This is a genomic window from Rhodococcus sp. Leaf247 (assembly GCF_001426185.1).
Lineage (GTDB): Bacteria > Actinomycetota > Actinomycetes > Mycobacteriales > Mycobacteriaceae > Rhodococcoides.
In genome coordinates, this window is sequence record NZ_LMRP01000001.1 from 714,712 (window position 1) to 728,470 (window position 13,759).

Annotated in this window: 10 protein-coding genes and 1 tRNA gene; 4 read left to right on the plus strand and 7 right to left on the minus strand. The window is 67.5% G+C overall.

The features are described 5' to 3' along the window. Nucleotide 1: 1 nt before the first annotated feature. From mfd to ASG64_RS03330, 3 genes are all read right to left on the minus strand, one after another. Nucleotides 2–3,640, minus strand: a complete 3,639-nt coding sequence (gene mfd / locus ASG64_RS03320) for a transcription-repair coupling factor (protein WP_056072576.1) — start codon at nucleotides 3,638–3,640, stop codon at nucleotides 2–4. 182 nt (nucleotides 3,641–3,822) lie between these two features. Next, nucleotides 3,823–4,467, minus strand: coding sequence for a ScbR family autoregulator-binding transcription factor (locus ASG64_RS03325; protein WP_042572982.1), 645 nt, complete (start codon nucleotides 4,465–4,467; stop codon nucleotides 3,823–3,825). A gap of 162 nt (nucleotides 4,468–4,629) precedes the next feature. Beyond that, nucleotides 4,630–5,220 carry a TetR/AcrR family transcriptional regulator gene (locus ASG64_RS03330; RefSeq protein ID WP_042572981.1) on the minus strand — a complete coding sequence of 197 codons (591 nt, stop codon included), beginning with the start codon at nucleotides 5,218–5,220 and terminating at the stop codon, nucleotides 4,630–4,632. Between the two features lie 189 nt (nucleotides 5,221–5,409). Here ASG64_RS03330 and ASG64_RS03335 point away from each other — a divergent pair. From ASG64_RS03335 to ASG64_RS03345, 3 genes are all read left to right on the plus strand, one after another. Then, nucleotides 5,410–5,480 (plus strand) — tRNA-Gln (locus tag ASG64_RS03335). A gap of 73 nt (nucleotides 5,481–5,553) precedes the next feature. Next, the gene (gene glmU, locus ASG64_RS03340; protein WP_056070038.1) at nucleotides 5,554–7,032 is read left to right on the plus strand and encodes a bifunctional UDP-N-acetylglucosamine diphosphorylase/glucosamine-1-phosphate N-acetyltransferase GlmU; all 1,479 of its coding nucleotides are present in this window, start codon (nucleotides 5,554–5,556) and stop codon (nucleotides 7,030–7,032) included. A 43-nt stretch (nucleotides 7,033–7,075) separates the two neighbouring features. After that, entirely contained in the window at nucleotides 7,076–8,020 is a 945-nt protein-coding gene (locus ASG64_RS03345) for a ribose-phosphate diphosphokinase (RefSeq protein WP_042573052.1), read from the plus strand. On the opposite strand, the gene egtD is transcribed toward ASG64_RS03345, so the two are convergent. The 4 genes from egtD to egtA are packed head-to-tail and all read right to left on the minus strand — an operon-like array spanning nucleotide 8,004 to nucleotide 12,404. Continuing rightward, entirely contained in the window at nucleotides 8,004–9,044 is a 1,041-nt protein-coding gene (gene egtD, locus ASG64_RS03350; RefSeq protein ID WP_056070041.1) for an L-histidine N(alpha)-methyltransferase, read from the minus strand. The two genes, ASG64_RS03345 and egtD, sit on opposite strands and share 17 nt — an antisense overlap. Before the next feature lie 46 nt (nucleotides 9,045–9,090). Continuing rightward, nucleotides 9,091–9,831, minus strand: coding sequence for an ergothioneine biosynthesis protein EgtC (gene egtC, locus ASG64_RS03355; RefSeq protein ID WP_056070044.1), 741 nt, complete (start codon nucleotides 9,829–9,831; stop codon nucleotides 9,091–9,093). 3 nt (nucleotides 9,832–9,834) lie between these two features. Next, the gene (egtB, locus tag ASG64_RS03360; protein WP_056070045.1) at nucleotides 9,835–11,175 is read right to left on the minus strand and encodes an ergothioneine biosynthesis protein EgtB; all 1,341 of its coding nucleotides are present in this window, start codon (nucleotides 11,173–11,175) and stop codon (nucleotides 9,835–9,837) included. After that, entirely contained in the window at nucleotides 11,172–12,404 is a 1,233-nt protein-coding gene (gene egtA, locus ASG64_RS03365) for an ergothioneine biosynthesis glutamate--cysteine ligase EgtA (RefSeq protein WP_056070048.1), read from the minus strand. Before egtA ends, egtB begins: the two co-directional genes overlap by 4 nt. Before the next feature lie 116 nt (nucleotides 12,405–12,520). On the opposite strand from egtA, the gene ASG64_RS03370 reads away from it, so the two are divergent. Next, complete coding sequence (locus ASG64_RS03370) at nucleotides 12,521–13,720, plus strand: aminotransferase class V-fold PLP-dependent enzyme (protein WP_235579679.1); 1,200 nt, start codon at nucleotides 12,521–12,523, stop codon at nucleotides 13,718–13,720. Nucleotides 13,721–13,759 lie beyond the last annotated feature (39 nt).

Sequence of the window (13,759 nt, forward strand, 5' to 3'; positions counted from 1 at the left end):
TTCACACCCCGATCGGTTGCTCGACTCGTACGGAGCCCGCGGGCTGCCCGTCCATCGCGAGCAGCACGTCGGCGACGAACTGGAGCAGTTCCTCGTCGCGAACGCGGGCCGAACCGACTCCACCACCGGCAACGCGCGGAATCGGGATCTGCACCGTGCCGGTGGTCGCCCGATATTGCGCGCTGGGATAGAGCCGCTTCAACCGTATCTGCTTGGAGTCGGGTAGGTCCATCGGCGCCAACTTCACCATCGTCCCGGCCATCTGCACGTCGACGATGCCGTAGGAGCGGCACAGGATCCGCAGCACTGCGACCGCGACCAGTCGGACCACCTCGGCCGGCACCGGTCCGTAGCGGTCCGTGAGCTCGTCGATGACGGCGCCGATCTCGGCGTCGTTCTGGGCGGCCGCCAGCTTGCGGTACGCCTCGAGTCGCAGACGGTCGCTGGTGACGTAGTCGGGCGGGATGTGCGCGTCAACCGGAAGATCGATGCGCACCTCCTTCGGCGCCTCGTCGGTCGTGACCGGTCGGCCGTCGGCCACGGCGCGATACGCCTCGACAGCCTCGCCGACCAGCCGCACGTACAGGTCGAAGCCGACTCCCGCGACGTGACCCGACTGTTCGGCGCCCAGCACGTTGCCGGCACCGCGGATCTCGAGGTCCTTCATCGCCACGGCCATACCGGCGCCGAGGTCCGAGTTCTGCGAGATGGTCGCGAGCCTGTCGTACGCGGTCTCGGTCAGCGGCTTCTCGGGCGGATACAGGAAGTAGGCGTACCCGCGGTCGCGACTACGTCCCACTCGGCCGCGCAACTGGTGCAGCTGCGAGAGCCCCAACGAGTCGGCGCGCTCGACGATCAGCGTGTTCGCGTTGGAGATGTCCAGGCCGGTCTCGATGATCGTGGTGCAGACCAGGATGTCGAACTCGCGCTCCCAGAATCCCTGCACCGTCTTCTCGAGTGCGTCCTCGTTCATCTGTCCGTGTGCGACGACGACCCTGGCCTCGGGAACGAGCCGCCGGATGTTCGCGGCCGCCTTGTCGATGCTGCTGACCCGGTTGTGGACGTAGAACACCTGACCGTCGCGCAGGAGTTCACGACGGATCGCGGCGGCCACCTGCTTCTCCTGGTAACCACCGACGTAGGTGAGCACCGGATGGCGTTCCTCCGGAGGAGTGAGGATGGTCGACATCTCGCGGATGCCCGCCATGCTCATCTCGAGTGTGCGGGGGATGGGGGTGGCCGACATGGTCAACACGTCGACGTGCGTCCGCAGCGCCTTGATGTGTTCCTTGTGCTCGACGCCGAACCGCTGCTCCTCGTCGACGATGACCAGCCCGAGGTCCTTCCACTGCACTCCGGTCTGCAACAACCGGTGCGTGCCGACGACGATGTCCACGGTGCCGTCGGCGAGGCCGGCCAGCGTCTCCTTGGACTCGGCGGCATCGGAGAAGCGGGAGAGGCCTTTCACGGTGACCGGGAAGTTGGCCATGCGCTCGTGGAACGTCTGCAGGTGTTGCTGCGCCAACAACGTGGTGGGCACCAGGACGGCGACCTGCTTGCCGTCCTGCACTGCCTTGAACGCGGCGCGCACACCGATCTCCGTCTTGCCGTAGCCGACGTCGCCGATGACGACGCGGTCCATCGGGACGGCCTTCTCCATGTCGGCCTTCACCTCGGCGATGACCGTCATCTGATCGACCGTCTCGGTGAACGCGAACGCGTCCTCCATCTCCTTCTGCCACGGAGTGTCCGGACCGTACGCGTGACCCGGCGCGGCCTGACGGGCAGCGTAGAGCTGCACCAGCTCACCCGCGATCTCGCGAACTGCCTTGCGCGCCTTGCGCTTGGTATTGGTCCAGTCCGAGCCGCCCAGCTTGCTCAGACTCGGCATCTCCCCGCCGACGTAGCGGGACAACTGGTCGAGCGACTCCATCGGCACGAACAGCCGGTCACCCGGATGACCCCGCTTGCTGGGTGCGTATTCGACGACCAGGTACTCGCGGCGTGCACCCCCGATGACGCGCTCGACCATCTCGACGAACCTGCCGATGCCGTGCTGGTCGTGCACCACCATGTCCCCCGACGTCAACGCCAGCGGGTCGACCTGGTTACGACGCTTGGCCGGGAGTCGTTTGCCGTCACCGGCGGCGGCGACCCGGTTGCCGGTGAGATCCGCCTCGGTGACCACGACCAGAGCGGCGTCGCGAAGAACGAGGCCGGAGTGCAGAGACCCGCAGAGAACGCCGACGACGTCGGGTCCCGGCTGCGCTCCTGCGTCGAGGTGCACCGCGGGAACGCCGGCTTCCTTCAGACGCTCGACGGTGCGCTGCGCGGTTCCTGCCCCGGCGACGACGACGGCGACGCGTCCACCCGCGGCCATGTGCGCGGTGAACATCTGGAAGAGAGTCGCAAGCGCTTCCTCCGACCCTCGGACGTCCGGTGCGGCGTCCACGTCGAGGACGATCTCCTCGTCGCTGCCCGACGCCATCGGGCCGACGGTCCACCACGGACGACCGGCGGCGTCGGCGGTCTCGCGGACCTGGCGGAGCGAGCGGTACGCCGACGCGCTGAGGTCGAGCAGGTCGGACGTCGCCTCGGTGCCGTCGGCATCGAGGTTGCTGGTGTCGAGGGTGCTGGTGTCGAGGGGTGCGTGGGCGCCGATGCTGGCGGCCGTCCACGACGCCTCGAGGAACTCCTTGCCGGTGCGCACCAGGTCGGTGGCGCGAGTGCGGACCTTTTCCGGATCGCACACCAGGACGTGGGCGCCCGGGGGCAGGGCGTCGGTGAGAAGTTCGAGTCCACCGGCTTTCAGGACCGGAAGCAGTGCTTCCATGCCCTCGACGGGGACGCCGGCAGAAATCTTCTCGAGCATCTCCACCAGCGCGGCGTCGCTCGTGTTGTCGGCGGCCAGACGAGCGGCGCGCTCACGGACGGCCTCGTCCAGGATCATCTCCCGACACGGCGGGGCGATGACCGAATCGACCTCGACGTCGGGAATGGACCGCTGGTCGGCGACCGCGAAGGCGCGGACGTCCGTGACCTCGTCGCCCCAGAATTCGATGCGGACCGGGTAGTCCGCCGTTGGGGAGAACAGGTCGAGGATGCCGCCGCGCACCGCGAACTCACCGCGCTTGCCCACCATGTCGACGCGCGTGTACGCCAGTTCGACCAGGCGCTTCTGCAGATCCTCGAAGTCGATCTCGACGCCCACACGCAGCCCGATGGGCTCGATCTCCCCCAGTCCCTTCGCCATGGGCTGCAGGACCGAGCGAACCGTGGTGACGATGATCTTCAGAGGGACGCCGTAGTCGGCGTCGTCGGGACGGGCGAGCCTGCGCAGCACCTCGATGCGACGTCCGACGGTGTCGGCGCCCGGCGACAGCCTCTCGTGCGGCAGCGTCTCCCACGACGGGAACTGCGCGACCGCACCGCCCACCATCTCGGTGAGCTCTGCAGTCAGGTCGTCCGCTTCGCGACCGGTGGCGGTGACGAGCAGGACGGGCGTCGTCTGCGCCATCGCCGCCGCGATGAAGGCTCGGGCGGGTGTGGGTGCGACGAGGGTGGCCGTCGGCCTCCCCGACATCTCGACGATCCGGGTCAGAGACGAGTCACGCAGCGCGCACTCGAGGAGGCCCGACATACTGCCACCGGCCAACGTAGCGGCGGAATCATGAACGGACGGCGAGGACACCAGCAGAACTCCTGACGAGAAGACGACGTGATCGAGCCGAGGTGCGGACACCCCTCGAGGGCGGCAACCCGACGGCGACGATTCACTCCCGATTCTAGGAGGTGCGGCCGACAACTCCGACCGGCGAGGTGTCAGGCGCCGTAGCGGAGGACGCGGCGCGCGGCGAACTCGCGGAAGTAATCGAGCTTGCGTGCGGGAACCAGCGACGGGAGCAGGTAGTGCCAGAGCCGCTCCATACGGGACGACAGCTCCTTGGTGCTGTCGGTGGCCACGGCAACCATGTGCGCGCCGACGATGACCTCGAGGAACAGCATTCCCGTGGTCACGGGGTCGAGGTCGGGTTCGAGGTCACCTTCGTCGATCGCGCGGCGAGCCAGACCGGTGTGGTACTCCGACCACCCCTCCATGACGTTCTCACCGGTGCCGCGGTAGTCGCCGATCTGGTGCTTGAGCCGGAACATGGCCGACACCATCGGATCGGTGACCGCGAGGTCGACCGTGATGTACGAGACGCCGATCTCCGCTTCGAGAGCGGGAATGCGGCCGTCGTCGAGAGCACGGCACGCGACGGTGAGGCGCTTGACACCCTCGTCGATGACGGCGCGAGCCAGCTCTTCCTTCGACCCGAAGTGGAAGTAGAGCGCGCCCTTGGTGACCTGCGACTGCGAAATGATCTCGCTGAGGCTGGCATTGGCGTAACCGAGACGCAGAAAGACATGGGCTGCCCCCGCGAGCACCGTGTCGCGTGTGATCTCGGCGCGTGCCTGTCTAACCATGCGTTCCGCCTCGAAAGTTTGGGGCAATGAATCCGTGAACAACGCGAGAACGGTACCACTGGACCACTACGGCCCACGGGCACTCGTCCAGGAGTCCGAGTGTCGTGTCGTCACGACCACGACGTCGGTCCATCGTCGCTACCACCGATGATACCCGCGCTTTCAGCTCCCCAAGCGGGGATCGGGCTCCAGATTCGTCAGCCCGTTCCAGCACAGGTTCACGATATGAGCGGCCACGACCTCCTTCGACGGCGACCGTTCGTCCAGCCACCATTGAGCCGTCATGGAGACCATTCCGACCAATGCCTGCGCATACAGCTGGGCATTGGCGGGATCGATGTCGCGTCGGGAGAAATCGCCGGCGAGGATGTGACCTACCTGCCCGACCGCATCGTTGAGGAGGCTCGAGTACGTCCCCTCCGCCGCCGCCACCGGGGAGTCGCGGACCAGGATCCGGAATCCGTCGCTGCGTTCCTCGACGTACGTGAGCAGAGCCAACGCCACCCTCTCGACACGGATGCGGGACCTGTTCTCGGTGAGCGAGGAGGTGATCATCGACAACAGAGTCGACATCTCTCGATCCACCACGACCGCGTACAGGCCTTCCTTACCGCCGAAGTGCTCGTAGACGACGGGCTTGGACACCTGCGCGCGCTGGGCGATCTCCTCGATGGACGTCGCCTCGTAGCCGCGCTCGGCGAACAGGGCCCGACCGATCTCGATCAGCTGTGCTCTGCGCTGAGTACCGGTCATGCGAACCCTCGGTGCGCGTTCCGGTGGGACCGCGCTGTCCCGTGGCTCGCTGCGCTCGGTATCGCGGGGCGCATCAGGCGTCGACGTCATGTCTGCAAGAGTTTCACGACCGCCCCGGATTCGTTTTACGCAGTGGGGGCTCTCGTGCGAGGATCGACGCGCTCGGCGCACGATCGGCCGGGGCAACCATCCGCCGTGGTGTAATGGCAGCACCTCTGATTTTGGTTCAGATAGTTCAGGTTCGAATCCTGGCGGCGGAGCCGAAGCTCGCTGGTCACGGGTGGTGCCGAACGAAACGTTCGGTCCGTCCACCGAAGTCGCTCGAGGAGATTCATGACGTCGAAGGTCGCTGTTGTCGTGCTCGCCGCGGGGGCGGGTAGTCGAATGCGATCGGCGACACCCAAGGTGCTCCACGAGCTGGGTGGGCGGTCCATGCTGGCGCACGCCCTGCACGCGGCGGACGGTCTGGACCCCGATCATCTGGTGACGGTGGTCGGCCACGATCGCGAGAAGGTGGCGGCAGCGGTCGGAGACCTCGCGGAGACTCTGGGCCGCACCATCGACATCGCAGTCCAGGACGAGCAGCACGGCACCGGACACGCAGTCCAGTGCGGTCTCGCGTCCCTGCCGGACGACTTCGACGGCACCGTCGTCGTCACCGCCGGCGACGTTCCTCTGCTGGACGCCCACACCCTGCAGGCCCTGCTGCACGATCACCTGTCCTCCCCCGACACCGTCGCCGTGTCGGTGCTGACGTCGGTCCCCGAGGACTCCACCGGGTACGGACGCATCGTCCGCGACTCCTCGGGCCGGGTCCAGGAAATCGTCGAGCACGCCGACGCCACCCCCGAGCAACTGACCATCACCGAGGTGAACTCGGGTGTCTACGCCTTCGACGCGGCGTCGTTGCGCGTGGCGCTCGACTCGCTGGGCACGAACAACGCCCAGCACGAGCTGTATCTGACCGACGTCCTGAAGATCTCCCGCAGCCGCGGACTTCCCGTCTTCAGCACCCAGCTCACCGACGCGGCCCTGGTCCGCGGGGTCAACGACCGGGTGCAGCTGTCCGAGGTCACGCGCATCCTCAACGACCACGTGCTCGCCCGTCACATGCGGGCCGGTGTCACCGTCGTCGATCCGGCGACGACGTGGGTCGACGTCGAGGTCACCATCGGACGCGACGCCGTCCTGAAGCCGGGAACCCAGCTGCACGGCCGCACCGCCATCGGAGAACACGCCGTCATCGGACCCGACACCACGCTCACCGACGTCTCCGTGGGGTCCGGCGCCTCGGTGGTGCGCACCCACGGTTCCGAGTCGATCATCGGCGCGGACGCGACCGTCGGCCCGTTCACCTACCTGCGTCCCGGTACCGAACTGGGAGTCGAGGGCAAGCTCGGCGCGTTCGTCGAGACCAAGAACGCCACGATCGGCGCCCACTCCAAGGTGCCCCATCTGACCTACGTCGGCGATGCCACCATCGGCGAGCACTCCAACATCGGGGCGTCGAGCGTCTTCGTCAACTACGACGGCGTCGGTAAGAGCCGCACCGAGATCGGTTCGCACGTGCGCACCGGCTCGGACACCATGTTCATCGCGCCGGTCCGCGTGGGCGACGGGGCCTACACGGGTGCCGGAACCGTCCTACGTCATGATGTACCGGCGGGCGCGCTGGCCGTATCCGGTGGTCCACAACGGATCATCGAGGGCTGGGTGCAGAAGAAACGTCCGGGAACGCCGGCGGCCGATGCCGCCGAACGTGCCCGCTCGACCGAGCACGACACGAGTACCAACATTGAGGACGGCGAGTAGAGCAGTGACCACAGCCAACTGGATCGACAACCAGAAGAACTTGATGCTCTTCTCCGGTCGCGCTCATCCCGAGCTGGCCGCGCAGGTAGCCGAGGAACTGGGAATCGAGGTCACCCCTCAGACGGCCCGCGACTTCGCGAACGGCGAGATCTTCGTCCGCTTCGAGGAGTCCGTCCGCGGTTCCGACGCGTTCGTGCTCCAGAGCCATCCGTTCCCGCTGAACACATGGCTCATGGAACAGCTCATCATGATCGACGCGCTCAAGCGCGGATCGGCCAAGCGCATCACCGCGATTCTGCCGTTCTACCCCTACGCCCGCCAGGACAAGAAGCACCGCGGCCGCGAGCCCATCTCCGCACGCCTGGTCGCCGATCTGCTCAAGACGGCCGGCGCCGACCGCATCATCACGGTCGATCTGCACACCGATCAGATCCAGGGCTTCTTCGACGGCCCGGTCGACCACATGCATGCGCACAGTCAGCTCGCCGACCACATCCGCGAGGGCTACAACCTCGAGCACATCACCGTGGTCTCCCCCGACTCCGGCCGTGTGCGCGTCGCGGAGAAGTGGGCCGACTCGCTCGGCGGGGCACCGCTGGCGTTCATCCACAAGACGCGAGACCCGTTGGTGCCCAACCAGGTCAAGTCGAACCGCGTGGTCGGTGACGTCGAGGGACGCACCTGCATCCTGATCGACGACATGATCGACACCGGCGGCACCATCGCCGGCGCGGTGAAGGTGCTCAAGGAAGCCGGCGCGGGCGATGTCGTCATCGCCGCCACGCACGGCGTGCTGAGCCACCCGGCCGCGGAGCGCCTCGCCTCGTGCGGCGCCAAGGAGGTTGTCGTGACCAACACGCTGCCCATCAGCGACGACAAGCTGTTCCCGTCGCTGACAGTGCTCTCCATCGCACCTCTGCTCGGCAAGACGATCCGCGAGGTCTTCGAGAACGGTTCCGTGACTTCCCTGTTCAACGGCAACGCATAGGACGGCTCGGGCCGAGACGGAAACTCCGTCTCSGAGCGAGAACCACTGCGAAGCGCTCGTCCGCATCCGTCCAGAACTGATCGACGGCGAATCCCGCCGCGGCGAGTTCGCCCGTGATGGATTCCCGTCGGAACTTCGCCGAGATCTCGGTACGCATCTCTTCGCCTGCGGCGAAGTCCACGTCGAGGTCGAGTTCCTCGACCCGCACCGTGTGGGCGCGCCGTGAGCGCAGCCGCATCTCGATCCACTCGTTCCGCTCGTCCCAGACCGCGACATGCTCGAAGTCGTCGGTGTCGAACGTGGCATTCAGCGTCCCGTTGAGCACCGACAACACGTTGAGGTCGAACTGCGCGGTGACTCCCTCCGCGTCGTCGTACGCCGGAACGAGAACTGCCGGGTCGATCACCAATCCGACTCCCAGGAGCAGGAACTCGCCCGTGTTCAGGGTGCGTGCGAGGTCGGCGAGGAAGTCCGAGCGTTCCTGCGGCACCAGGTTCCCCAGCGTCCCACCGAGGAACGCGATGGTGCGCCGACCACCGGACGGCAACGCGCCCAGGGCACTTCGACCGAGCTCCGATGTGCCCGCGATGTCCGTGAAATCACTGACCACACCGTGCACGTCGAGGGTCGGGTACTCGCGGCCCAGATCCTCCATCGCCCCGGTGAGCGCCGACGGTGACACGTCCTGCGGAACGTAGCGACGCAGAGTGCCGTGCTCGAGCCCGGCGGACAGCAGCAGCCGAGTCTTGTCCGACGATCCGGACCCCAACTCGATCAACACCTCGCTGTCGGTGATGCGCGCGATGTCGGCCGCGCGTTCGGCCAGGATGCCGCGCTCGGTCCTCGTGGGGTAGTACTCCTCGAGTTCGGTGATCCGCTCGAACAGCTCGCTTCCCGTGGCGTCGTAGAAGTACTTCGGCGGCAACCACTTGGGTGTGGCGGTGAGCCCGCGGAGGGCATCCTCGCGCAGGGACTTCTGCAGGTCCTCTGCGGTGATGTGGATGTCCAGTGACGGCGCTGTCATGGCGAACTCCTGTGTCGGTGCGGATGAAGCAGTGCGGATGAGAGCGTCAGAACGTGTCGACGTGGAGAGAACCGACAGCGGCGGTGACGACGCTACGATCGGGTATTCGGTGCCACCCCGGGCGATCGTCGAGCGGTTCCGACGCGAGCAGAACACTGTCGTCGGTCGAGAGCGCGAACAGCGAGTGATATTTCGTCGTCGCCCACAGGGTGTCACCGTCGGACAGCAGGAAGTTCAGACGCGAGTCGGGCGCTGCGGCGTCTACATCGACGACGAGTCCGGTGAGCGCGTCGAGCGGGGCGCTCTCGACGAGACGATCGCGGAGTATCGCCCACAGCACAGCCGAATCCGTGGGCGCTGCAAGCGTCATCAACGACTCCACCGGGATCTTCGCCGCCAGCGATCCGACGGAGTGCGGCCATCCCGCGACGACACCGTTGTGACTGAACGCCCACCGCCCGTCCACGAACGGGGCGCAGGCGGACCGCTCGACGGGCATTCCGACGGTCGCGGACCTGACCGCGGCGAGCACGGCCGTCGATTCGATATGGGTCAAGGTGTCGGTGACGGCCGGGTCCGACCACATCGGGAGAGCATTCCGATATGCCGACGCGGTGCGCCCGCCGGAGGCCGACCACCAGGCAGCGCCGAATCCGTCGGCATTGATCGTGCCCCCGCCGCGCATCTCCCGCGGGGCCCAACTCTGCGTCAGCAGAGATGTCGGCCCCGCGGTGACGACGTCCCCGACGGAACGGCGTGGACCGAGGTAGCCCAGGTGTCGACACATCGGCTACTGGGCCCCCACGTCGCGGGCACACCGGAAGCCCGCGAAGATCTGACGTCGGATCGGGTGATCCCAGTTGCGGAACGTCGCGCGGACGGCCGTCTGATCGGTGCCGAAGGACCCGCCGCGCAACACCTTGTAGTCACCGCCGAAGAAGACCTCCGAATACTCGGGGTACGGAAACATCTCGAAACCCGGATACGGCTCGAAATCGGAGGACGTCCACTCCCACACGTCGCCCATCAACTGTTCGATACCGAGGGCCGACGCTCCCTGGGGGTACGCGCCGACATCGGCAGGCTCGAGGTGGCGTTGCCCGAGGTTCGCGTGCGACTCGTCGCCGTCCGCCTCACCCCAGGGATTCCGGCGCGACGTCCCGGTGGTCGGGTCGAACCGTGCAGCCTTCTCCCACTCGGCTTCGGTGGGCAGTCGCTTCCCCGCCCACCGCGCGTATGCGTCGGCCTCGAACCAGCACACGTGCACGACGGGCTGAGCGGGCCGGATCTGCTTGTTCTCCCCGAACACTCGCCGCCACCACAACCCGTCGTCGCCGCGAGTCCAGAACTGAGGCGCCGAGAGCTCCGCCTCGAGCCGGTGCGCCCAGCCGCGCTCGGACCACAGTTCGGGGCGTTCGTACCCGCCGTCGGTGATGAAGCGGATGTAGTCACCGTTGGTGACGGGGACTGCGTCGATCGCGAACGTCGGGACGTCCACCTGATGCGCGGGACGCTCGTTGTCCAACGCCCACGGGTCGTCGCTGGTGCCCATCTCGAACGGCCCGCCGGGAACGATGATCTCGGCGTCCTCGGACACCGGAACGAGCGCTGCCGGCGACTCCGGGGCGTGGAGAACCGGCGCGCCCGTGCGCAGTTGGTGCGTCGCGAGCATCGTTTCGTCGTGCTGCTGCTCGTGTTGCGCGACCATGGCGAACACGAACCCGTGTTCGACCAGCCTGCTCTCCTCGAAGGTGCAGCGCTGCAGCGCCTTCCGAGACAGTGCTCGCACCGTGTCCACGTAGTCCCGCGCCTGCGCCGGAGTCAGCAGGTCGAGTCCGGGCCTGGAGGACCGCGAATGGCGGAACGCGTCGTAGAGATCGTCGATCTCCGCGCGGACGGCGTCGAACCCGCCGACGTCCCGCGCCAACCACAGTTCCTCCTGGTTGCCGATGTGCGCAAGATCCCAGACCAGGGGGCTCATCAGCGGCGAGACCTGCTCGCGCAGGCCGTCGCCGTCCAAGCAGTCCGTGAGGGACAGCGTCCGTGCACGGCTGCGGTCGAGCATCGCGGCCAACCGATCGCGCAGGGCGACCCGATCGGTCGTCACGTCGGTGGTCAGGTCGGTGGTCATCGAGAGAACTCCTGTCGGCTGTCGTCGAGCATCGCTGTGGGTGCGCGGCCGGCCGCACACCGGTGTGCCGCGTCCGCCAACCGCTCGGCTGCCGCGCCGTGCGCCGTGTCGGCGGCAAGTGTGAGCAGGCCGTGCGCGGCGACCCGGATGTCGGTGTCCGCGAGACCGTCTCGTGCCGCGTCCTCCCACCGATCCATCGTGTGGCGGGCCAGATCTCGTGCCTCGGCAGCAACCGCCTCCGTGGAGAGCAGCGCGTCGACCGCGTACATCGGCACGTCCCACAACCCGTCCGGCTGACCGTCGAGGTACCGGATCTCCAGATGCCCGCTGGCACGGACGAGGGGGAAGACCGTGGTGAGGTGGTAGTCCAGATCGGCCGTGGTCGGACGGCGGCCCAGCTCCTCGTCGAGGTCGCCGGCGATCCACTGGGCGAACGTCGAATCCTCGGGTGGCTCGACCAACGTGTCACCGCGGCGGACGCAGAGCAGCGGGACGTCCATCACCCACCGCGCATAGTCCGACGCAGGGTCCACGCCGAGCGGAACACGAGTGCGGGTGCGGTCGAGTTCGAACCACGTCCGCATACGCTGCGACGCCCACTTGCCCTCCGGCACACCGTAGAGCACCGGCGTAGTGGCGAACGCGGCGAGCAGCGCCGGCCCGATGGCATGCACGGTGTCCCACCTGTCCCGGATACGGCGACTGTCCTCCCCCGCATCGATGCTGACCTGCACTGCGGCGGTGTTGCACATCATCAGCTTCCCGTACGGGCCGTGACGTTCGAATCGTCGTTCCATCGCGCAGTAGCGAGGAAGTGTCAGGAGCCGTTCCGGGTCGCGGACCGCATCCGCGCCGCCTCCGTCGAGCGTGATGCCCTGCGTGGCAAGAAGATCGACCAAGAGACGGTGATCGCCGGCAAGGGAGTCCACGACGTGATCGATGGTCGCAGCGGGTGCGGAGGACAACTCGATCTGCCCTCCCGGCTCGACGGAGACGATGCTTCCGGAGCGGAGGGCAAGAGCGGGCGAATCGGACCGAAGAGACTGTGGGGTATGGACTCCCAGTGCCTCGGCGACCCTATCGAGAGACGGTCGCGTTCCGGTCGCCGTACGGGTGAACCATTCGAGCTCGGCGCCGATGAGCCTCGGCGGGCCCACCTTGAAGCACACCCTGGCTATGTAGGTCTCCGCAGCCGGACGCGAACTGACATCGGGAGAAGTGGACGTCATGCATGCCTCCGCTCGCTACGGAACTCGTCATCCGAGCCCCCGGTCTTCTCTACCCCGCCCCGTTCGAGACTAATCGCTCCCGCGACCGGGCGCCGGTACTGTCCGTACCGATGAGCGTGAGTGAAGCACCCCCCACCGACACCGTCGACATCGATGCCGTCCGGGCCGATACCCCGGCGGCCGCGCACGGCGTCTTCCTCGACAGTGCCGGTTCGTCGCTTCCGCCCCGCCCGGTCGTGGAGACCGTCATCGGCCATCTCCGACGAGAGGAAGAGGTCGGCGGCTACCGCGCGGCGCGGGAACGCGCGGACGACGTGGCCGCGGTGCGCACGTCCGTCGGACGGCTCGTCGGTGCTCCACCGTCGAGCATCGCGCTCTCGGACAGTGCGACGCGAGCCTGGTGCGACTTCTTCTACGCGGTCCCGCTCTCACCCGGCGATCGCATCCTGATCTCGTCGGTCGAGTACGCCACCAACGCCATCGCAGCACTACAGCGGGCACGACAGACCGGCGCCGTCGTCGAGGTCGTCCCGAGCGACGGGTCCGGTTCGATCGACCTCGCCGCGTTCGAGGCGATGATGGACGACCGGGTGGCCCTGGTGTCCCTCGTGCACGCACCGACCAACAGCGGACTTCTCAACCCCGTCCGCGAGGTCGCGGACATCGCGCATCGATTCGGCGCTCTCGTCGTTCTGGATGCGTGCCAGTCGGTCGGGCAGAGTTCGCTCGACCTGTCCCGACTGGGTGTCGACGCCTTGTCGGCGACCGGGCGCAAATGGCTCCGAGGGCCGCGCGGTACCGGATTCCTCGCTGTCGCGGAGTCGGTGCTCGACACTCTCGAGCCGCGCTCACTGGATCTCCACAGCGCTTCCTGGACGGGCCCGGACACCTACACCGTCGCCTCGGACGCGACCCGATTCGAGACGTGGGAGCACGACGTCGCCGCGCGCCTGGGTCTCGGTGCCGCCGTCGATTACCTGCTCGACCTGGGTGTCGACGCGGTGGAGGCGGCGGTGCGACTGCGAGCCGACCGACTGCGGGGCGCCCTGGCCGACACCGCGGGCATCTCCGTCCGCGATCCGGGTGAGCGCCGCACCGGCATCGTCACGTTCACCGTCGACGGAGTGGACACCACCGCGGTCAAGGACGCACTCGCAGCGCGGGACATCACCGTGACCGTCAGCCCGGCGTCGTCGACACTGCTGGACATGACGGCGCGCGGACTGGACTCCGTGGTGCGAGCATCCCCCCACTACTTCCTGACTCCCGACCAGATCGACGAGGCGGCCGACGCCTGCCGCGCCCTGGTCCGGTAGCACTGTCCGGACATCCGATTAACCTCCGGCATCCATGGT